The sequence below is a fragment of the Micromonospora sp. DT68 genome (assembly GCF_049847245.1).
Classification (GTDB): Bacteria; Actinomycetota; Actinomycetes; order Mycobacteriales; family Micromonosporaceae; genus Micromonospora; species Micromonospora profundi.
In genome coordinates this window covers 222,202-242,196 of sequence record NZ_JBNCNZ010000003.1, presented here as the reverse complement: position 1 = coordinate 242,196, position 19,995 = coordinate 222,202, and the positions used below count along the sequence as shown (strand labels likewise).

The 19,995-nt window shown below is 72.1% G+C and carries 15 protein-coding genes; 10 read left to right on the top strand and 5 right to left on the bottom strand.

Annotation, left to right across the window (positions count from 1 at the left end; all coding sequences use genetic code 11):
* Window positions 1-26: 26 nt before the first annotated feature.
* From ACPXB1_RS07300 to ACPXB1_RS07290, 3 genes are all read right to left on the bottom strand, one after another.
* Entirely contained in the window at window positions 27-1,208 is a 1,182-nt protein-coding gene (locus tag ACPXB1_RS07300; protein ID WP_425734976.1) for a hypothetical protein, read from the bottom strand.
* Complete coding sequence (locus ACPXB1_RS07295) at window positions 1,205-1,747, bottom strand: SigE family RNA polymerase sigma factor (protein ID WP_355587561.1); 543 nt, start codon at window positions 1,745-1,747, stop codon at window positions 1,205-1,207. Before ACPXB1_RS07295 ends, ACPXB1_RS07300 begins: the two co-directional genes overlap by 4 nt.
* A gap of 66 nt (window positions 1,748-1,813) precedes the next feature.
* Entirely contained in the window at window positions 1,814-2,395 is a 582-nt protein-coding gene (locus tag ACPXB1_RS07290; RefSeq protein ID WP_425734975.1) for a TetR family transcriptional regulator, read from the bottom strand.
* Between the two features lie 106 nt (window positions 2,396-2,501).
* On the opposite strand from ACPXB1_RS07290, the gene ACPXB1_RS07285 reads away from it, so the two are divergent.
* Both ACPXB1_RS07285 and ACPXB1_RS07280 read left to right on the top strand, forming a co-directional pair.
* Complete coding sequence (locus ACPXB1_RS07285) at window positions 2,502-3,650, top strand: FAD-dependent oxidoreductase (RefSeq protein ID WP_355587565.1); 1,149 nt, start codon at window positions 2,502-2,504, stop codon at window positions 3,648-3,650.
* A 9-nt stretch (window positions 3,651-3,659) separates the two neighbouring features.
* The gene (locus ACPXB1_RS07280) at window positions 3,660-4,223 is read left to right on the top strand and encodes a VanZ family protein (RefSeq protein WP_355587568.1); all 564 of its coding nucleotides are present in this window, start codon (window positions 3,660-3,662) and stop codon (window positions 4,221-4,223) included.
* On the opposite strand, the gene ACPXB1_RS07275 is transcribed toward ACPXB1_RS07280, so the two are convergent.
* A complete protein-coding gene (locus tag ACPXB1_RS07275; protein ID WP_355587571.1) occupies window positions 4,117-5,382 on the bottom strand; it encodes an MFS transporter in 1,266 nt (421 codons plus the stop codon). The two genes, ACPXB1_RS07280 and ACPXB1_RS07275, sit on opposite strands and share 107 nt — an antisense overlap.
* Window positions 5,383-5,506: 124 nt before the next feature.
* On the opposite strand from ACPXB1_RS07275, the gene ACPXB1_RS07270 reads away from it, so the two are divergent.
* The 5 genes from ACPXB1_RS07270 to ACPXB1_RS07250 all read left to right on the top strand — a co-directional run bounded on the left by ACPXB1_RS07270 (window position 5,507) and on the right by ACPXB1_RS07250 (window position 13,418).
* Window positions 5,507-7,294, top strand: coding sequence for an HSP90 family protein (locus ACPXB1_RS07270; protein ID WP_425735023.1), 1,788 nt, complete (start codon window positions 5,507-5,509; stop codon window positions 7,292-7,294).
* 2 nt (window positions 7,295-7,296) lie between these two features.
* Window positions 7,297-10,164 (top strand): hypothetical protein, encoded by a 2,868-nt coding sequence (locus ACPXB1_RS07265; RefSeq protein ID WP_355628573.1) that lies wholly within the window; start codon window positions 7,297-7,299, stop codon window positions 10,162-10,164.
* A gap of 129 nt (window positions 10,165-10,293) precedes the next feature.
* Complete coding sequence (locus ACPXB1_RS07260) at window positions 10,294-10,863, top strand: TetR/AcrR family transcriptional regulator (protein ID WP_355588454.1); 570 nt, start codon at window positions 10,294-10,296, stop codon at window positions 10,861-10,863.
* 72 nt (window positions 10,864-10,935) lie between these two features.
* On the top strand, window positions 10,936-12,303 hold the full coding sequence (locus ACPXB1_RS07255) for an acetyl-CoA carboxylase biotin carboxylase subunit (RefSeq protein WP_355587576.1): 1,368 nt from the start codon (window positions 10,936-10,938) through the stop codon (window positions 12,301-12,303).
* Between the two features lie 203 nt (window positions 12,304-12,506).
* Window positions 12,507-13,418 (top strand): hydroxymethylglutaryl-CoA lyase, encoded by a 912-nt coding sequence (locus tag ACPXB1_RS07250; RefSeq protein WP_355588456.1) that lies wholly within the window; start codon window positions 12,507-12,509, stop codon window positions 13,416-13,418.
* 59 nt (window positions 13,419-13,477) lie between these two features.
* Here ACPXB1_RS07250 and ACPXB1_RS07245 read toward each other — a convergent pair whose 3' ends face one another.
* On the bottom strand, window positions 13,478-14,053 hold the full coding sequence (locus ACPXB1_RS07245; protein ID WP_355587579.1) for a snapalysin family zinc-dependent metalloprotease: 576 nt from the start codon (window positions 14,051-14,053) through the stop codon (window positions 13,478-13,480).
* 164 nt (window positions 14,054-14,217) lie between these two features.
* Between ACPXB1_RS07245 and ACPXB1_RS07240 the strand changes: the two genes are divergently transcribed.
* The 3 genes from ACPXB1_RS07240 (at window position 14,218) to ACPXB1_RS07230 (ending at window position 19,779) form a co-directional block, all read left to right on the top strand.
* Window positions 14,218-15,750 (top strand): acyl-CoA carboxylase subunit beta, encoded by a 1,533-nt coding sequence (locus ACPXB1_RS07240; protein WP_053651762.1) that lies wholly within the window; start codon window positions 14,218-14,220, stop codon window positions 15,748-15,750.
* A 70-nt stretch (window positions 15,751-15,820) separates the two neighbouring features.
* Window positions 15,821-16,969: an acyl-CoA dehydrogenase family protein gene (locus tag ACPXB1_RS07235; RefSeq protein ID WP_355587583.1), complete on the top strand. Its 1,149-nt coding sequence runs from the start codon at window positions 15,821-15,823 to the stop codon at window positions 16,967-16,969.
* A 143-nt stretch (window positions 16,970-17,112) separates the two neighbouring features.
* Complete coding sequence (locus tag ACPXB1_RS07230) at window positions 17,113-19,779, top strand: ATP-binding protein (RefSeq protein WP_355587585.1); 2,667 nt, start codon at window positions 17,113-17,115, stop codon at window positions 19,777-19,779.
* Window positions 19,780-19,995: the final 216 nt, after the last annotated feature.

Genomic DNA, 19,995 nt, shown 5'->3' with positions numbered 1-19,995 from the left:
ACGCGCCAGCCGGCCGGACGAGCGGGTCAGCCTGCCAGTGCCACGATGCCGGCGCGGTCGCGGAGCACGCCGGTGACCTCGCCGGTCTCCGGGTGCCACCGTGCCAGGCCCGCCGGTTCGAGGCGGAGCAGCACTGCACCCTGCTTGTCCCAGCCCAGCACCTCGCAGCAGCCCTTCGCCCGGTCCCGGCCGAGGTCGAGCACGTGGGCCACCGCGCCTGTGCGGGCGTCCAGCACCGCCACTCCCTCGGCGCCGTCGATCCGGTCGTTGGTGATCCAGGCGGCGCGGGCCACCCGGTCGCCGTGCAGCCAGCCCCGGCCGTAGAACTCGTTCACCTGGTAGGGCGCGGGCAGTAGTTCGCCAGTGACGCGTTCTTCCGAGCGGAGGGCACCCTCGCGGGCGGTCCGGCTGCGCAGCGTCAGGCCGTCCCGTTGGCCATCCGTCTCGATCAGCGCGGCCTCGCGCCCCGCCTCCGGGTCGGGTACCGCCAGGTCCCAGGCCGACACGTCGATGGTGCTCGCCGCCTCGGTGTCGCGCTGTACCGCGTACGTCCGGCCGTCGCCGCCGACAAGCACCCGGTCGCTCGCCCAGACCACCAACTCCAGGTAGCCGTCGAGCGGGACGCGACGTACGCCCGCCTTGGTGAGGTCGACCATGATCAGCTCGTTGGTCTGCGCGAAGGCGGCCCATCGGCCGTCCGGCGACAGCGCACCCGGCTTCGCGGCGGGCGCCTCGTTGCCGTCCCGGTCCCGGGTTGGCGCCAACGTCACCACGTCGAGACTGCGTACCACGCCGTCGTCGCCGAGAATCCGGACCGGGCCGTCCGCGCGGTACTGGTCGTCAAGGGGTTGGTACAGCGCCAGCGCCCGCTGGACGGGACGCTCGGACAGCCGCACTGTCGCCTGGTCACCGAGCCGCGCCAGCGGATCGGGTGGGTAGGTCAGCTCCGCCGGTGGGTGCTGCACGGGACCGGCGTGGGTCGGCTCGCCGGTCGGTGCCACAGGGTGTCCCGGCGGTGGGCTGGCGGACGGGCGCAGCGCGGCGACTGTGCCGCCGCCGACGAGCGCCACGGCCATGACGACCGCGCCGACAGCCCGCCGGGTACGCCGGGTACGCCGTGCCCGATCCCAGCCTGCCGACGCCGGTTGGCTGGGTAGGACGTTCTCGACGCTGACGGTGAGCAGTTGTCGCAGGTCCTGTTCGTTCACGGGTTCACCTCCACACCGGTTGCCAGGTCGCCCGAGCGCGCTCGGGTGGGCGGGGCGAGGTCCGGTGCCACCTCGCGGAGTCGGCGCAGGGCGCTGTGGCACTGGCTCTTCACGGTGCCGACTGTCACGCCGAGCGCTTCGGCAGTGGCCACCTCGGTCAGGTCCTCGTAGTAGCGCAGGACCAGGACAGCCCGCTGCCGGGGCGGGAGTTGTCCGAGCGCGTCGTGCAGCGCCAACCGCAGCGCGCCGTCGCGGTCGCGGGTCGCCTGGTCCGGTGGCGCGGCGCTCAGCCATTCCCGGCGTCGTCGACGCCACCAGGACACGGCGTCGCGGTAGAGGATGGCCCGCACGTAGGCGGCGGGGTCGCCGTCGCGTACCGAGGTCCAGCGCAGCGCCAGCTTCAGCAGGGCGTCCTGGAGGAGGTCCTCGGCCTGGTGTCGATTGCCGCAGATCAGGTACGCCGCGCGGAGCAGCCGGTGCTGGTGGCTCTCCACGAAGGCGAGGTAGCCGTCGCGGCCGTCGTTCGCCGTCGGTGCCATCCGCCCCCCTCCCGGCTGTCGCTGTGCGTCACCTGGCAGACGCATGGCGAGGGGCAAAAGGTTGGGTCAGTTCTCGACCTTTCCGGTCAGGTAGCGCTGGAGGGTCGGTGCGATCCAGGAAACCAGTTCCTCCGGTGCCAGGTCCACCATGGGCGGCAGGCGAACGATGTAGCGGGTGAAGGCGAGCCCGAGGATCTGGCTGGCGACCAGGCCGGCGCGTCGGGCTGTTGTCGCCGGGTCGGTGCCGAAGGTGGCCACGGCCGCGGTGAGCTGGTCGGCGAAGATCCCGCGCATGCGTTCGGCAGCGCCCGGGTTGGTGCTGGCGGCCCGCAGCAGCGCCACAAGTGTCTCGTCGCCCTCCCAGCGGGTGAGGAAGTGCCGGACCAGCGTCTCGCCCAGTTGCCCGGCCGGTACGGCGGTGAGGTCGGGCAGCCGGAGGTCGAATTCGGCAGCCGCCGCGAACAGCCCCTCCTTGCTGCCGTAGTAGCGCATGACCATCGACGGGTCGATCTTCGCGTCGGCGGCGATGGCCCGGATCGTGGCCCGCTCGTACCCGTCGGCAGCGAACCGCTCCCGGGCGGCTCGCAGGATCGACGCGCGGGTGGTGTCCGAGCGGCGGGGTGGGGTCCGGGGTGCCGGCGCTGTCATGTCAACGACTGTATGCCAACGCTTGTTGACACTCAACGGGCCTCGGCCCTAACGTTGCCAACAAGTGTTTGCCAACGATCGTTGGCAAATCGATCCGGAGGTGACCATGAGCACCGACGTTCTGGTGGTGGGAGCCGGCCCCACCGGCCTCGCCACCGCACTGACCCTGGCCCGCCGCGGGGTCGACGTGACAGTGATCGAGAAACAGGCCGAGCCGCCCATGACCTCCCGCGCGGCGGTCGTGCACGCGTACACCCTCGAGGTGCTGGACCTGGTCGGCGCCGCAGCGCCGCTTGTCGCCCAAGGTGTGCGGTCGCTGGGCTTCACGGTGCGCGACCGGGACCGGGTGCTCCTGAGAGTTCCGTTCCACGACCTGCCGTCCCGCTTTCCCTACGCGCTGCTGGTCTCCCAGGCCGTCACCGAGGAGGTGCTCGCCGGGCAGTTGGCCGACCTCGGCGTGCGGGTGCGGCGACCGAGCAGGCTTACCGGCCTTGCCCGGACCGGCGACGGAGTGCTCGCGCAGGTGGACGGGGAGCCTCTGCGAGCCCGGTACGTGGTCGGCGCGGACGGCCTGCACAGCACCGTTCGGCAGGCCGCCGGCATCGGCTTCACAGGCCCCAGCGACATGGAGTCCTTCGCGCTCGCCGACGTGCGGGTGGACAGCTCGCTGCCGTGCGACGAGGTGGCCCTCTTCCTCGCCCGTTCCGGACCGCTGGTCTGGGCGCCCCTCCCGGACGGGGTGGTCCGGCTCGTCGCTGCCGTGCCGACGCCGCCGAGAAACCCGGACCGGGCGTACCTCCAGGCACTGCTCGACGAACGCGGCCCGGCGCGGCGGCCCGACCGGGTGACCGACGTGCTCTGGGGCTCCCGCTTCCGGGTGCACCACCGGATCGCCGACACCTTCCGCTCCGGGCCGGTGCTGCTGGCCGGCGACTCCGGACACGTCCACAGCCCTGCCGGTGGGCAGGGCATGAACCTCGGCATCTGCGACGCGGTCGCCGCCGGTAGCGCGCTGGCCGACGTGCTCGCCGGGGGCCCGGAGACGCTGCTCGACGACTACAGCGCCCGCCAGCGCCCGATGGCCGAGGACGTGCTGAGCCTCGCGGCCGGCCTGACCCGGCTTGCCACCGCCTCCCCGGTGCGCCGGCCGGCCCGCGACGTGCTGCTCCGGCTGATCGGCGCAGTGCCGCCGGTCCGCCGGAATGTCGCACTGCGCCTGTCCGGGCTGTCCCACAGGGAACGGACACCGGGCTAGTCTGCGCCGATGGATCAGGTCTGGCGGGACTGGTGCGCCGTGCTGTTCACCGTGCTGGCCGGCCTTGCGCTGCTGGTCCTTGTCATCGTGCGGCTCGCCCGCGCGCGGCGGGAACCCTCCGACCGCGCGGCACGGCGACGCGGCATCGCCGAGGTGGGCGCCGTCGCCGGCACCCTGCCCTGGGTGTGGATGACCCTCGCCCCGCGCCCCGCGCCCCGCGACGTCCACCTGGTGCCGCTGCGCGACCTGGCCGACCTGCTCACCGCACCACCGGCGACCGCCGTGGTGCAGGTGGTCGGCAACCTGCTGGTCTTCGCCGCGCTGGGCTTCTTCGCCCCGGTACGCTTCGCCGCCCTCACCAGCGTCAGCAGGGTCTTCCTGCTCGGTGCCGCAGGCTCTCTGACTATCGAGTTCCTCCAGTACGCGCTGGACCTCGGTCGGGTGTCGTCAGTGGACGACGTGCTGCTCAACGCGACGGGTGCGGCACTGGCTGGGCTGCTGTCCCGCCGCTGGTGGGCGCGACCGTCGGCGTCGGTGCGGTCGACCGCAGTGCCCACCACGCCGCCAGTGTGACAAGTGCGAACACAGCGGCTGCACCGCCCGCCACCGGCACCGTTCCGTACGCGGCGGCCACGAACCCGGCCAGCGCCGCCCCGACCGGAGCGGTGAGCAGACCGACGATCCGCTGGGCGGCACCCACCCGACCGAGTAACCCGATCGGCACCTGCTGCTGCCCGTACGACGCCCACAGGCTGTTCCACACCACGGTGCCGGCGGCGAAGGCGGCCAACGCGATCCCGCCCGGCACCGGATGCCGGGCCAACGCGAACCCGACCAGCGCGACGGTCTCCGCGGCGAGCACCACGCGCAGCGCGGACACGGTGCCGAGCCGGGCGGCGAGCCGGCCCGCCCCGAGCGCCCCCGACAGGCCGCCGACGATGGCACCCGCCACGAACAATCCGTACCCGGCAGGCGGCACCCGCAGTACGTCCAGCGCGTAGAGCACCTGCACTGCCAGGAGGCCGCTGATCGCCAGGTTGCTCGCGGCAGTGAGCAGGGTGACCCGCCACAGTGTCCGATGACCTCGCAGCCATCGCACTCCCTCGACGATCTCGTTCCACACCGAGCCGCGCCGTGGAGTGGTCGCCGCGGCCACGGCGGGAGGCGGGCTGAGAGCCAGCACGAGCAGGGCGGCCACGGCGAAGCTGACGGCGTCGATGGCGAACGGGAGCGCGGGGGCGAGGGCGAACAGGACGCCAGCGGCCGGCGCGCCGAGGAAGCCGCCGGCAACCGCGCTCCCGGCCTGGAGACGCCCGTTCGCCCGGGGCAGTGCGGCCGTCGGCACCACAACGGGCAGCAGCGCGAACGAGGCCGAGTCGAAGAGCGTCCCCAGCGCGGCGAGGAGGAACGCCGCCACAAGCAGCACCGCGATGGGCGACCGTTCGAGGGCGACCGCCACCGTAAGCGCCGCGACCACCACCGCGCGTACCCCGTCGACAAACGCCATGGTCCGACGCCGGTCCCAGCGGTCCGCGTACACGCCGCCGAGCAGGCCGAACAGCAGCGGCGGCAACAGCCCGGCCAGTGCGACCGCCGCGATGACCCGGGGGTCACGGGTCACCGTCGCGGCCAGCAGGGCCAGAGCGGGTGTACGCAGCGCGTCGCCGAACCGGGACGAGACAGCGGCGCACCACAGGAGCCGAAAGTCCCGGCCCAGAGCGGAGGAGGTCATGCCGGCGACCGTGCCGGTTCAACAGGGTCGAGGGTCAAGCCGCCGGTGGCGAAAAGGGGGGCCGCGCCGGCCCGTGAACGTCGGTACGGTGAGCGCCGGCACCGGGATCGGGGAGAAACCAGGCGTGGACCACACCTTCCAGGTCGACCTACGTGGCGTGGTCGACCTGCTCAGTCATCACCTCTACGGCAGCCCACGGGTCTACGTCCGTGAGCTGCTGCAGAACGCGGTGGACGCGATCACCGCGCGACGTGCCGCAGACCCGGAAGCGCCCGCGCTGATCCGCATCGAACCACCGGAGCACACCGGTGACGGCACCCTGCGGATCCACGACACAGGCATCGGTCTGACCGAGGCGCAGGTGCACGAACTGTTGGCCACCATCGGCCGCAGCTCGAAGCGCGACGAGCTGGGCTTCTCCCGGCACGAGTTCCTCGGCCAGTTCGGCATCGGCCTGCTCTCCTGCTTCCTGGTGGCCGACGAGATCCACGTGCTCACCCGGCACGACGACAACCCGACGGTCCGCTGGACCGGATACGCCGACGGCCGCTACGCGGTTACCGTGGCGCCGACCGAGGCCGCCCGCGCCGAGCCGGGCACCACTGTCACGCTTGTGCCCCGCCACGACGCCGACCAGTGGTTCACCACTCCGACGGTCACCGACCTCGCGCGGCTCTTCGGCTCGCTGCTGCCGGTCACCGTCCGGGTCGGCGACGTGGTCACCACCACCGGCGAACCGCCGTGGTCGACCACGCCCGGCGCGCCACTGGATCGCGCCGCGCTCGTCGGGTACGCCCGGGAGACGCTCGGTGTGGACCCGTTCGACGTGCTACCACTCGCCGTGCCGGAGGCCGGGCTGACAGGTGTCGCCTTCATCCTGCCCACCCCGGTGAACCCGGCGGCCCGGGCCGGGCACCGGGTCTACCTCAAGCGGATGCTGCTCACCGAGACCGCCGACGGGCTGCTGCCGGACTGGGCGTTCTTCGCGCACTGCGTCGTGGACGCGACCGAACTGCGCCCCACCGCCAGCCGGGAGGCCCTCTACGAGGACACCCTGCTGACGGCGACCCGGGAGGCGCTCGGCGACCAGGTCCGGGGTTGGCTGGTCCGGTTGGCGCGGCACGAACCGCGCCGGCTTGCCGAGTTCCTCCAGGTGCATCACCTCGGGGTGAAGGCGCTGGCGTTGCACGACGACGAGATGCTGCGGCTTGTCGACAGGTGGTGGCCGATGGACACCAACGTCGGCACGCTCACCCTCGCCGAGTTCCGGGAGCGCTACGGCGTGGTCCGCTACGCGGCGAGCCTCGACGAGTTCCGCCAGCTCGCCGCGGTGGCCGCTGCACAGGACCTGGCGGTGGTGAACGCCGGCTACACGTACGACACCGAGCTGATCGAGCGGTTGCCGGTTGTGGACCGCACGGTGTTGATCGAGCGGTTGGAGCCGAGCGATCTCACAACGCGTTTCGAGGCACTGGACCCGCAGGTGGAGTTGGCGTTGCGGCCGTTCCTCACCGCCGCGCAGCGGGCCGTCGAGCGTTCCGGCTGCGAGGTGGTCATCCGGGCGTACGACCCGGTTTCGCTGCCCGCGCTCTATCTGGTCAGCCGGTCGGCGGCGTTCAACGACCAGCTCGCCGCCAGCCGGGACCGGGCCGACGAGTTGTGGGGCGGCGTGCTCGATGCGCTCGCCGCGACCGCCCCGCCGGACCGCCCGCAACTGGTGCTCAACCATCGCAACCCGCTGGTACGCCGGGTTGCCATGCTCAGCGATCCGGAGCTTGTGGGGCTCGCCGTCGAGGCGCTGTACGGGCAGGCGTTGCTGCTCGGCCACCATCCGATCCGCGCGGCCGACGCCGCCCTGTTGAACGATTCCTTCCTCGGCCTGCTCGGCCGGGCCGTGCCGGGACGGGAGTGAGCATGAGCGACGAGGATCTGTGGCGGGTGCTGCGCGGCATCGCCGACATGCCGTACGGGGCGGGGCAGATCGCCGCCCTGGAGCAGTTGCTACGCCGGGTGGACGCCGCCGACGACAGGCATCTCGCCTTCGTCACCCGGATGCAGGCCACCACCGGGTACGTCTACGGCGGGGAGCCGGCGAAGTCGTTCGTGACCTTCTCCTGGTGCCTGTCGGAATTCGATCGTGACCCGCAGCCCTACCACCAGCGGCACCTGCACCAGTTGCTGTGGCACTTCAAGTACATGGTGGCCGGCCTGCTGAAGTTCCCCGAGGTGCCACTGGACCGCACGTACGCGGTGCTCGACGACATGGAGCGGCGCTACCGGGCGGGCGGGCACAGCCTGCAGACCGTCCACAAGCACCGGTTCCGGGTGGCCGACCATGTGGGCGACGCGGAGGCTGCCGCGCACTGGTACCGGCTCTGGCAGACCACTCCCCGCGACGACCTCTCCGACTGCGCGGGTTGTGACCCGACGAGTCAGGTCGGCTACCTCTCCGACACGGGGCGGGACGCGGATGCGGTGGCGCTTGCCGAGCCGGTGCTCGCCGGCCGGCTCACCTGCACCGAGCAGCCACAGGCGATCCTCACCGCGCTGCTCCTGCCGTACCTGCGGACCGGGCGGGGTGAGGCGGCGCGGGACGCGCACCGCGAGGCGTACCGGCGGCTGCGGGGCAACCTCGCGGACCTGTGGGACATCGGCGACCATGTCGAGTTCTGCACGTTGACCGGCAACGAGGCGCGGGCGGTCGAGCTGATCGAGCGGCACCTGGACTGGCTGGACCGGCCGCCGTCCCCGGCCGCCGCCATGCACTTCGCGGCGACCGCCGCCGCGGCGCTGCGCCAGGCCGGCGGGTCGACGGTGTACCGCCGGGCAGCCGAGGGTCGGCCGGCGGCCGAGGTACCGGCATCGGTGTTGGCCGACGAGCTGGCCGAGACCGCGACCGGGCTGGCCGCCCGCTTCGACGCCCGCAACGGCACCACCCACCAGTCGGAGTGGATCACCAGGAGGCTCGCGGTGCGGCCGAGCGGCGAGCATCTGCCGCTGTCCGCGAGCGTCCGCCGCCGCCCGGCCCGCCCGGCCGGGGTCGACGCGGAGACCGGTGCGTCGTCCTCCGGTGAGCAGGGCAGGGAGGTACGGGCCGGCGAACCGCCGGCCGTGCACCCGCCCGCCGACGCGGGCCCGGACGACCTGCTGGATCTCGCGGAGCTGAGCTGGGGACGGCACGAGCGGGCAACGTTCCGGGCGGCGCTGGCCGCCTTCGACGACCGCTTCGGCGCTGCCGACCTGCCGGCGGGTACTACCGCACGCCGGTTGGCGCTGCGCGCGGCCGAGCGCGGCGACGAGGACGACATCGACAGCGCCATCGAGATCAACCGCGCCGCGCTCGAGCTCTACCGGGAGGCGGCCGAGGAGGTGCCCGCCCAGGTGGTGGCCGGGCGGCTCGGCGTGCTGTTGACGCACTCCGACGAGACCGCCGAGGAGGGGCTGTCGCTGGTCCGGGAGGCCGTCGAGGTGCTCGACCGGCTCGGTGACGCCGGACAGCGGGCGGCCGGGTACGACCGGCTGGCGTTGGCGTTGCTGCACCGGGAACGGTGGGAGGACGCCCTCGCGGCACTCGGCCGGGCACCGGCCGACGCGGGCGGCGACAAGCATCTGGCGACCCGGATCGCGCTGCACCGGGCGCATCTGCTGGAGCAGTTGGACCGCATCGAGGAGGCCCGTGCCGCCGCCGACGCGGCCCGCCGGATCGCCGAGGAGTTGGGCGTCGGTGAGTTGCGGACGGCTGCCTGCCTGGCGTACGCGCGGACGGTCGACCATCCGGCGGAGGCGGTGGTCGCCTGCGACGAGGCGCTGCGGTGGGCGCCGCCGGAAGCGGAGCTGCCGGTGCGGGTCGCCAGGGCTCGGGCGCTGCTCGCCGCCGGTCGGGCCGCCGACGCTGTGGACGACTTCGTCGAGGCAGTGACGCTCTGCGTGGAGCGGGGCGCCGAGGGCGACGCGTTCCTGCGCTGGGAGTTGGCGATCGCGTACCGGACGGTGGGTCGGCTCTCCGAGGCGGCCGAGGTCGCCGAGGAGGCGGTGCTCGGTCTGGCCCGGATGGGTGCCCAGTCGGAGGCGGACCGCTGCCGGCACCTGCTGGCCGGTGTCTATGCCGGGCTCGGTGAGATCGAGCCGGCGCTGGCGCTGCTCGGCCAGTTGGCCGACAACCTGGACGGGCCGGACAATCTCCCGCACCGGGGGCAGGTGCTGGAGGAGGCCGGTGGGATCCTCTACGACGCCGACCGGGACGCCGCAGCCGCCGAGCGGTTCGCCGCAGCCGCCACTGCGTACCGGCTGGCCGACCTGCGGTTGGACGAGATGCGGGCCCGCAGACGGGAGGCGTACGCCTGGTTCTGGTCCGATGATCGGCAGGCGGCGCTACGTACGGTCGAGCTGGTGGACGCGCTGGCGGCGGAGCTGGCCGGGCGGACGGAGCCGGCGGCGACCTACGAGCTGGCGATGGTGGCCGAGGTCGGCGCCCGGGTGCTGACCGGTGAGGGGCGACCGGACGAGGCGCTGCGGCGCATCGCGGGCGTGCCCGACCGGTTGCGGTCGATCGAGGCGTTCGGTGAGGCCGTCCAGGTGGAGATCCTGGCCGGTGAGCTGTTGTTACGCCTGGACCGGCCGGCGGAGGCCGAACCGCTCCTGCGCCGCGTGCTCGGTGGGCTCCCTGCCGACTCGCGGCCGGTGCGCCAGACGGCCTGGCTGCTGGCGCGTGCGTTGGACCTGCTGGACCGGCCGACGGAGGCCGCCGCGGTGCGCGCGGAGCACCAGTTGGACGAGGACTGACCGTCGCCGGCCGCCCCTGCCGGGCGAGGGGCGGCTGGCGGCCGGTGGGCGCAACTGACCGGTAACCAACCGGCGCGGTTCGCGGTCTACGCTTGCCCCGTGAAGGTGGAGCAGCAGGCGCGGGGCGCGGTGGGTGCGGGCCGGCGCCGGTCCCGCAAGGACGAGATCCTGGAGATCGCTGTCGGTCTGTTCGCCGCCCGTGGTTACCACGGTGTGTCGATGGACGACATCGGCGCGGCGGCGGGGGTCACCGGTCCGGCGCTCTATCACCACTTCGCCGGCAAGGAGGCGATGCTGGCCGCCGCGCTGATCCCGGTCAGCGAGGGGCTGCTGGCTGGCGGGCGGGAACGCTCCGCCGGGCACCCGGACGACCCGCGCGGCGTGCTGGAGTCGCTTATCGACTTCCATGTCGAGTTCGCGCTCGCCAACCCGGCGGTGATCGCGCTGCATCTGCACGAGCTGGACCGCCTGCCGGAGGAGCCGCGCCGGCGCATCCGCCGGCTCCAGCGGCTCTACGTCGAGGAGTGGGTGACAGTGCTCACCGCGCTGCACCCGGGCATGCCCGACGGTGAGGCACGGGTGCTGGCGCACGCCGCTTTCGGCCTGATGAATTCGACGCCGTTCCTCGGTGGCGAGGTCGATCGGCAGCGTCGGGCCGAGTTGCTGCGCGACGCCGCCCTCGCCGCGCTGCTCGCCTGAGCGGACTCGTCAGAAGCGGCCCGGTCATGGTTCCCTGACAGGCGTCCCGACATTCGGACACTTGGAGGAAACATGATCGAGTCACTGCTGGTCGCCAATCGGGGCGAGATCGCCCGCCGGATCATCCGGACCGCCAAGCGGCTCGGCATCCGCGCGATCGCGGTGTACTCGGAGGCCGACGCCGACCTGCCCTTCGTCGTCGAGGCGGACGAGGCGGTCCTCATCGGCCCGCCGAACCCGACGCAGAGCTACCGCAACACCGAGGCGATCCTCGCCGCCGCGAAGTCCACAGGTGCGCAGGCCATCCACCCCGGCTACGGGTTCCTGTCGGAGAACGCCGAGTTCGCCCGTACCGTCGAGTCGGCCGGGCTGATCTGGGTCGGGCCCGGCGCGGACGCGATCACCGCGATGGGCGACAAGATCAACGCCCGGAACCTGATGGCGGCGGCCGGGGTGCCGGTCGCGCCCGGGACCACCGACCCGGCCGCCGACCTGGACGCGGCGGTCACCGCCGCCGCGGAGATCGGCTATCCGGTGATGGTCAAGGCCGCCGCCGGTGGCGGCGGCATGGGCATGGGCGTGGCCGCCGACGAAGGTGCGCTGCGCACCGAGTACGACAAGGTGCGCGCGTTCGCCGAGCGGATGTTCGGCGACGGCTCGGTGCTGATCGAGCGGTTCTTCCCCCGGGTACGCCACGTCGAGGTGCAGATCCTCGGCCTCGCCGACGGCCGGGTGGTGGCGCTCGGCGAGCGGGAGTGTTCGGTGCAGCGGCGCAACCAGAAGCTGGTCGAGGAGTCGCCGTCCCCGGCGGTCTCCCCTGAGCTGCGTGACCGCCTCCTGGCGGCGGCGGTGCGGGCCGGTGAGGCAGTCGGCTACCGCAACGCGGGAACTGTGGAGTGCCTGCTGGTCCCGCGCGAGCGGGACGCTGCTGGCCCTGTTCCTGACTCCGAAGACTTCTTCTTCCTGGAGATGAACACGCGGCTTCAGGTGGAGCACCCGGTGACCGAGTACGTCTACGGCGTCGACCTGGTCGAGGAGCAGTTGCGGGTGGCCGCCGGCCTGGCGCCGACGTTCGACCCGGACGCGTTGTCGCCACGCGGGCACGCCATCGAGTTGCGGGTCAACGCCGAGGACCCGAAGCGTTTCCTGCCCGGCCCGGGCAAGGTCACGACCTGGGTGGAGCCCACCGGCGAGGGCATCCGGGTGGACTCCGGCTACGCCGAGGGCAACACCGTCACGCCGTTCTACGACAGCCTGTTGGCCAAGCTGATCATCAGCGGTGCCAGCCGTGACGAGGTGATCGCCCGCGCGCGGGACGCTGTTGCCGGGTTCCAGATCGTCGGCCCGAAGAACAACCTGCCCTTCTTCGCCGATTTGCTGGAGAACGACGAGTTCCTCTCCGGTGCCTACGACACGGCCATCGTCTCCCGCATGCGCTGAACCCTCGGCCGGTCGCCGCGCTGTCTCCTCCCGGCGCGGCGGCACTGGCATCCCCGCCCTTGGCTCTGCTTACCTGGACGCACCACCGGATGTCTGGATACCGGACGATCGGTGGTGCGTCAGTTGAAGCAGTGCAAAGGGGCGGCGTGGCACCCGCCCCTCCGTCCCGATCCGATGTCACAGCGAGGTGACCGATGAGCCAGTTGCCAGAATCCGTCTCGATCCGTGAGGTCGGGCCGCGGGACGGTCTGCAGAACGAGGATCCGATCCCCACCGACGCCAAGGTGCGGCTGCTCGACGCGCTCTCCGGCACCGGCGTACGCCGGATCGAGGCGGTGTCGTTCGTGCACCCGAAGGCGATCCCGCAGATGGCCGACGCCGACGAGGTGTGGCGGCAGGCCACGAAGGCCGACGGGGTGCGCTATTCGGCGCTGGTGCCGAACAGCAGGGGTGCCCAGCGGGCGTTGGCCGCCGGGTTCACCGAGATCGAGGTGGTGCTGTCGGCGAGCGACACGCACAACCGGCGCAACGTCAACCGCTCCACTGACGAGTCGCTCGACGACATCGCCGAGCTGATCGACCTGCTGCACGGTGCTTCCGCGCAGGTCGAGGTGATCGTGGCGACGAGCTTCGGCTGCCCGTACGAGGGAGACATCGACCCGCAGCGGGTCGCCGGCATCGTCGACCGGGTGGTCCGCGACGGCGCGGACCGGGTGGCGTTCGGCGACACCACAGGCATGGCCACTCCGCGTCGGGTCCGCGAGCTGCTGACAGCGGTACGCGACCGCAACGCGCACGTGCCGGTGCTGCTGCACTTCCACAACACCCGGGGCACCGCGCTGGCCAACCTGCTTACCGCACTGGAGCTGGGGGTGACCGAGTTCGACGCCAGCGTTGGTGGCCTGGGCGGTTGCCCGTACGCGCCGGGCGCCAGCGGCAACCTGGCCACCGAGGAGGCCGTGCACATGCTTCACGACATGGGCATCGACACCGGCATCGACCTGGCAGCCCTGATCGAGGCGGCTGAGCTTGCCGAGGAGCTGCTCGGCAAGAAGCTGCCGTCCGGTGTGTTGCGGGCGGGTCCGCGTACCCGACTGACGCCGATGCCGGGCTGACGGGCCGCGACAGGGTGGAGGGGCCGGCAGGATGCCGGCCCCTCCGTCGTTTCGGTAGGTCAGCTCACCGAGGTGAGCATGCTCGGCCAGCTGTCCTGGAAGACGTCCGCTCCGGCGCGGTCGGCGCTGCGCTCGGTGGCGGCGAAGGTGCCGGCGAAGAGGCTGCTCACCCGGTTCGCCTCGGCGGTGCTCGGGTACGCGTTGGTGCAGCTGGTGCCAGCGCTGCCGCCGGACATCAGGAGGGCGCAATTGCCGTTGTAGTTGTCCGGAAGCCCGAGGATGTGCCCGATCTCGTGGGTCATGATCCGCAGCACGCTGTACTGGGCGGCCTGCTGGGTGTCGATGTAGACCCGGCCGTTGCCGAGGCTGGTCCGCACGGCGTACGAGCCGCCACCGGTGATCCGGTAGATCCGCAGGTTCGAGCCGCAGTTCGCCGAGAGCGTCAGGTTGACTGTGGCGTTGTTCCAGATCGTGGCGGCCTGGTTGGCGACGCTGGCGTAGCTTCCCGCTTGGCTGGTGTTGTAGCAGATGGTCATGGCGGCGGACGCGGGCGATGGGTTGGCGACCGTGATGCCGAGGGTGGCGAGCGCCGTCGCGAGCGACGCGACCGCGAGCCGCTTGAGTCGTGAGGTCATCGCTGACTCCTATCCGGAAGGGGGTGTCAGGAGCCTAGCCCCAGAGATTAACGCTTTTCAATGTCTGACCCCAAGAGAACGCCTGATCATGGCGAGGGTCGCCGAGGGGCGCGCGGATGCGATAGCCTAACGATCGTTCAGGTCGGTACGGCGAGGGAGTCGGCGTGACGCTCGACGGTGAGGCACTGGAGCAACTGCGCAAGCGGGCCCGGTCCGGCGGCGCGGACAAGTACCACGCGGCCAACGCCGCCAAGGGCAAGCTGTTCGCCCGCGAGCGGGTCGCGCTGCTTGTCGACGAGGGTTCCTTCGTCGAGGACGGCCTCTACGCCAACGCGCTCGCCGACGGGCTGCCCGCCGACGGCGTCGTCACCGGCACCGCCACCATCGACGGCCGGCAGGTCTGCCTGATGGCCAACGACTCAACTGTCAAGGCCGGCAGTTGGGGCGCCCGCACCGTCGAGAAGATCATCCGGATCATCGAGCGCGCGTACTCCACAAGCGTCCCGATGGTCTATCTGGTCGACTCGGCCGGCGCGCGGATCACCGACCAGGTCGATCTCTTCCCCGGGCGGCGCGGCGCCGGCAAGATCTTCTGGAACCAGGTGCGTGCCTCCGGCTCGATCCCGCAGGTCTGCGCGCTGTTCGGCCCGAGCGCCGCCGGTGGGGCCTACATCCCGGCGTTCTGCGACGTGGTCGCCATGGTCGACGGCAACGCCAGCATGTACCTCGGCTCCGACCGGATGGTCGAGATGGTCACCGGCGAGAAGACCACGCTGGAGGCGATGGGCGGGGCCAAGGTGCACACCGCCGAATCCGGCGTCGGGCACTTCCTCTGCAAGACCGAGGCCGACGCGCTCGACGTGGTGAAGACCTATCTGTCGTACCTGCCGGCCAACTGGACGCAGCAGCCGCCGACCGCCCCGGCGGTCGACGCGCCCGCGAAGGCCGACCTGGCCGCGCTGGTGCCGGCAAGCGAGCGGCAGGCCTTCGACATGCGCCGGTACGTCAAGGGCCTGCTCGACGAGGGCTCGTTCTTCGAGATCCAGGCGCTCTGGGCCAAGGAGCTGACAATCGGCTTCGGCCGGCTGAACGGCGAGGTTGTCGGCGTGCTCGGCAACAACTCGATGTTCAAGGGCGGCGTGCTCTTCGTCGACTCCGCCGACAAGGCGACCCGGTTCGTGCAGCTCTGCGACGCGTTCAACGTGCCGCTGCTCTTCCTCAGCGACGTGCCGGGCTTCATGGTCGGCAGCGCCGTGGAGAAGCAGGGCATCATCCGGCACGGCGCAAAGATGATCACGGCGATCTCCGAGGCGACAGTCCCGAAGATCTGCGTGGTGGTCCGCAAGGCGTACGGCGCAGGCCTCTACGCCATGGCCGGCCCCGGGTTCGAGCCGGACGCCACAATCGCGCTGCCCACCGCGAAGATCGCGGTGATGGGGGCCGAGGCGGCGGTGAACGCCGTCTACGCCAACAAGATCGCGGCGATCGGGGACGAGGCCGAGCGGGCCGCCTTCGTGGCCGCCAAGCGGGCCGAGTACGAGCAGGACATCGACGTCGTACGGCTCGCCAGCGAGCTTGTGGTGGACGCCATCGTCGAGCCGCACGACCTGCGCGCCGAGCTGATCCGTCGCTTCGCGGCGGCACGCACGAAGGACCGTACGTTCTCTCGGCGCCGGCACGGCGTCACCCCGGTCTGATCCCCGACCACCCGCACAGCGACCGCCGGCGTCACGAGCGCACAGCGGCCGTCCACACAGGAGGACTGAGATGGACTTCCGGCTCACCGACGAACAAGCGGCGCTGCGGTCCAGCGTGCGGGATTTCGCGCGCGAGGTGGTCGCCCCTGTCATCGCCGAGCACTACGAGCAGCACACCTTCCCGTACGAGGTGATCCGGCAGATGGGCAAGATGGGCCTGTTCGGCCTGCCCTTCGCCGAGGAGCACGGCGGAATGGGCGGCGACTATTTCGCGCTCTGCCTGGCCCTTGAGGAGTTGGCGCGGGTCGACTCCAGTGTGGCGATCACCCTGGAGGCGGCGGTGTCGCTCGGCGCGATGCCGATCTACCGGTTCGGCACCGAGGAGCAGAAGGCGACCTGGCTGCCCAAGCTGCTCAGCGGCGAGGCGCTGGCCGGCTTCGGGCTCACCGAGCCCGGCACCGGCTCCGACGCCGCCGGCACCCAGACGCGCGCCGTGCTGGAGGGCGACGAGTGGGTAATCAACGGGTCGAAGGCGTTCATCACCAACTCGGGCACCGACATCACGGCGCTTGTCACAGTCACCGCCGTGACCGGCACGAACCCGGACGGCTCGAAGGAGCTGTCGACGATCATCGTGCCCACCGGCACGCCCGGTTTCAGCGTGGCGCCTGGCTACTCCAAGGTGGGCTGGACCGCCTCGGACACCCACGAGCTGACCTTCGATGACTGCCGGGTCCCGGCCGCCAACCTGCTCGGTGCGCGGGGCCGGGGCTTCGCCCAGTTCCTGCGGATCCTCGACGAGGGTCGGATCGCCATCGCAGCGCTGGCCGTGGGGCTCGCGCAGGGCTGCGTCGACGAGTCGATCAAGTACGCGAAGGAGCGGCAGGCCTTCGGCCGGCCGATCGGCGCCAACCAGGCGATCCAGTTCAAGATCGCTGACATGGAGTTGAAGGCGCACACCGCCCGGCTGGCCTACTACGACGCCGCGGCGCGGATGCTTGCCGGTGAGCCGTTCAAGCGGCAGGCCGCAATCGCCAAGCTGCACGCCAGCACCATCGCCGTGGACAACGCCCGCGAGGCCACCCAGATCCACGGCGGCTACGGCTTCATGAACGAGTACCCGGTCGCCCGGTTCTGGCGGGACTCCAAGATCCTGGAGATCGGTGAGGGCACCAGCGAGGTGCAGCGCATGATCATCGCTCGCGATCTGGGCCTCTGACCCGCGCCGGCATCCGGAGGCGACCAGTTCGGCCACCTGTCCAGGCCGAGTTGCCCGTTCGGCTGTCGGGTATCGGCGAGCGGGCGTCGGGAGCCAGACGGTCGACTGCCATCAGTCGGCGTCGAACCGTACTCTTCGTGCCCATGACTCCGGATCCGGACTGGTCGCGGAGCCCGGCTGGTCGTACCCGGCTGCCGGAGCTGCTCCGCACGCACCGGCGTGCTGCCGAACTGACCCAGGCGGAGCTGGCATCCCGAGCCGGGGTGGGCGTGCGGACGGTACGCGACCTGGAACGCGGTCGGTCGGTCCGGCCGCAGCGCACCACAGTCGAGCTGCTCGCCGCAGCGTTGGAGCTGACCGGAGCCACCCGGGCGGCATTCCTGAGCGCGGCCCGGGGCGCCGCTGCTGGTGAACCTCCGCAGCCGGACGGCGACACGGAAGCGACAGGAGAACCCGTCCGGTCCGCCGCACCGGCAGCCCTCCCGCCTCCGGTCGCCCTGATCGGCCGCGACCGCGACGTCAGTGAAGTGGCCGAGATGCTCATCGCCGAGCGCGGCCCCCGACTGGTGAGCCTGGTCGGGCTCGCGGGCGTCGGCAAGACCGCGCTCGCCCTGGCCGTGGCCCACGCGGCAGCCCGCGCGTACCCGGCCGGCGTCGCCGGTGTGCTGGTCGGGGAGGGTTCGGACGGGCCGGACGTGCTCGCCGGCACGATGACAGTGCTGGGCGAGGCCCGACTGCCGGAGCTTGCCGCCCGATTGTCCGGCCGGCCGGCACTGCTTGTGATGGACGCGGTGGAGCGAGCCCCCGGCCCGGTCGCCGAGACGCTGCACCGGCTGACCACAGTGGTGCCGTCGCTGCGGGTGCTCGTCACCGGGAGACACCCTGTCGGTCTGCCCGGCGAACGGGTCTGGCCGGTGGCCCCGCTCGAGGTGCCACCGCCTGACGCCCAACACTCCGGCCCGGCCACGCTCGGTTCCTGGCCTGCTGTCGCGTTGTTCATCGCCCGGCTCGCCCAGGTCCGCCGGGAGCCGCCCACACCCGAGGAGTTGCCGGCGTTGGCCGCGCTGGTTCGCCGACTGGGTGGACTGCCGCTTGCCATCGAGCTGATGGCCGCCCGGGGCCGGCTGCTCGACCTCACCGAGCTTCTCGACCGGTACGGCGACCGGGTGCTCGACCTGACCACCCCCGCCGATCCGGCTGCCCACCCAGCTTGGGACGCCCCCGAGTCGACCACCAACCGCGCGTACGGCACCGATGCCACCCGCACGCCTGTGGCGGTCACCCTGCGGGATGCCGTGGCGAGCAGTTACCGGCTGCTCGCGCCCGATGAGCGGGACGCGTTGCGGCGGCTCGCCATGTTCGGCAACCGGTGGTCGGTGGAGCTGGCCGAGGAGATGCTTGCCGACGCGGCCGACAAGGAAGGAACTGTGGCGATCGACCCGGTTCCTTTGCTGGACCGGCTCGCCGAGCTCGGCCTGTTGAGCGTACGGGGCATCGGCCCGTTCCGGTTTCGCCTGCTCGACGCCGTCCGTGAGTTCGCTGTCGAGCAGGCGGTCGGCGCTGGCGAGTTGGCCTGCCTCCGGCGCCGGCACGCGGAGGTGATCGCCCGCCTGGTGGCACGCACCGCCGGGGACCTGGCCGGCCCCCGGCTGCTCGACGCGGTGCACCGGCTGGACGAGGCGGCAAGCGACATCAGCTCGGCGCTGACGCACGCGGCCACCGACGATCCGCTGACCGCGCTGCGACTGGCGGCCTGCCTGACCCGCTGGTGGCGGTTCCGGGGGCGAGACGTGGCCGGCCGGCAGTGGCTGCGGCGTCTGCTGGCCGACCCGCGGACTGTCGACGCGGACCCGATCCTGCGCGGTTGGGCGAGTCTCGGGGTGGCGCGGCTGGCTGCCGAGCATGGCGCGGAGGCCGACGAGTTGCCCACGGCGCGGACCGCTCTGGACCTGTTCCGGCAGGCGGGCGACGTGACCGGCGAGCTGGAGGCACGCAGTGTGCTGGGCGCGCTGCTGACCAGCGTCGGCGCGCACGACGAGGCCCGCGAGCAGGCGGAATCGCTGCTCCGGCTGGCCGCGCGCAACGGGCGTACCCGGGACATGGCGGTGGCGCAGAACAGCCTTGCCTGGCATGAGATCCGCATCGGTGATCTGGCTGCGGCGCACCGTCGGCTGGCCGCTGTGGTCCGGCTCGCGGCCGAGGGCGGTGAGCCACGGTTGCGGGTGCTGGCCTGGGCCAACCGGGCCGAGGTCGCCCGCCTCGAGGGTCGGTACGCGGATGCCGTGGACCAGGGTCGGCGGGCGGTGGCGGCGCTGTTCGAGTTGGGTGACCCGGGCCAGCGTCGTCGTGTGCTGGGGACTGTCGGGCTGGCGCTCGCTCAGGACGGGCGTGCCGTTGAGGCGGCCGAGGTGCTCGCCGAGCTGCGTACCGGGGTCTCCGAGGCGATGCTTGCCGCACCTGGTCGACGGTGGGGGCAGCGGGCCGGGCCGCCGCGACCACGTTCGGAGGACGCAGTGCTGTCGTGGGGTGGGCCGGAGGCGGGCATCTGCGCGTTGATCGAGGGCAATCTGGCCCTGCATCGGGGTGACCGGGAGTTGGCGGCCGAGTGGTTCGCCGCCGCAGTCGAGGCCGGTCACGATCGGCGGGACGTCGTGGAGGCGCTGGTGGGACTTGCCGCGAGTACGGCGGACCCGGCCGTTCTCGATCGTCTCGACCGGGTCTGTGCGGAGAGCGGCATCCGGTTGTTGCCGCAGGAGTCGGGCTTGCTCTACGCGCTGACGGCCGGCCGGAGTGGGCCGTCGGGTCAATAACCGGCGGGACGCGTCGGGCGGGAGTGGCGCGGGCGAAAAGCCCCCTTGGTGCTACCCCTCGCTGTCCGCCCGCGCCGTCACCCCCCGGTGAATCCCCGGTGTCTGTCAGCCTGCCACCGTCACCTGGGCGTAAAGATGCTCTTCACGAGGTTTGTCCGGTGGTAAAGCCAGTTCTGCCGGTCTTTCTGCCGGTGGTGTCGGCGCCACTCCCGCGCG

Coding starts and splice junctions, on each gene's coding strand:
- ACPXB1_RS07295 (WP_355587561.1), bottom strand. CDS start 1,747: ATGGCACCGACGGCGAACGACGGCCGCGACGGCTACCTCGCCTTCGTG.
- ACPXB1_RS07290 (WP_425734975.1), bottom strand. CDS start 2,395: ATGACAGCGCCGGCACCCCGGACCCCACCCCGCCGCTCGGACACCACC.
- ACPXB1_RS07285 (WP_355587565.1), top strand. CDS start 2,502: ATGAGCACCGACGTTCTGGTGGTGGGAGCCGGCCCCACCGGCCTCGCC.
- ACPXB1_RS07280 (WP_355587568.1), top strand. CDS start 3,660: ATGGATCAGGTCTGGCGGGACTGGTGCGCCGTGCTGTTCACCGTGCTG.
- ACPXB1_RS07275 (WP_355587571.1), bottom strand. CDS start 5,382: ATGACCTCCTCCGCTCTGGGCCGGGACTTTCGGCTCCTGTGGTGCGCC.
- ACPXB1_RS07265 (WP_355628573.1), top strand. CDS start 7,297: ATGAGCGACGAGGATCTGTGGCGGGTGCTGCGCGGCATCGCCGACATG.
- ACPXB1_RS07255 (WP_355587576.1), top strand. CDS start 10,936: ATGATCGAGTCACTGCTGGTCGCCAATCGGGGCGAGATCGCCCGCCGG.
- ACPXB1_RS07245 (WP_355587579.1), bottom strand. CDS start 14,053: ATGACCTCACGACTCAAGCGGCTCGCGGTCGCGTCGCTCGCGACGGCG.
- ACPXB1_RS07235 (WP_355587583.1), top strand. CDS start 15,821: ATGGACTTCCGGCTCACCGACGAACAAGCGGCGCTGCGGTCCAGCGTG.
- ACPXB1_RS07230 (WP_355587585.1), top strand. CDS start 17,113: ATGACTCCGGATCCGGACTGGTCGCGGAGCCCGGCTGGTCGTACCCGG.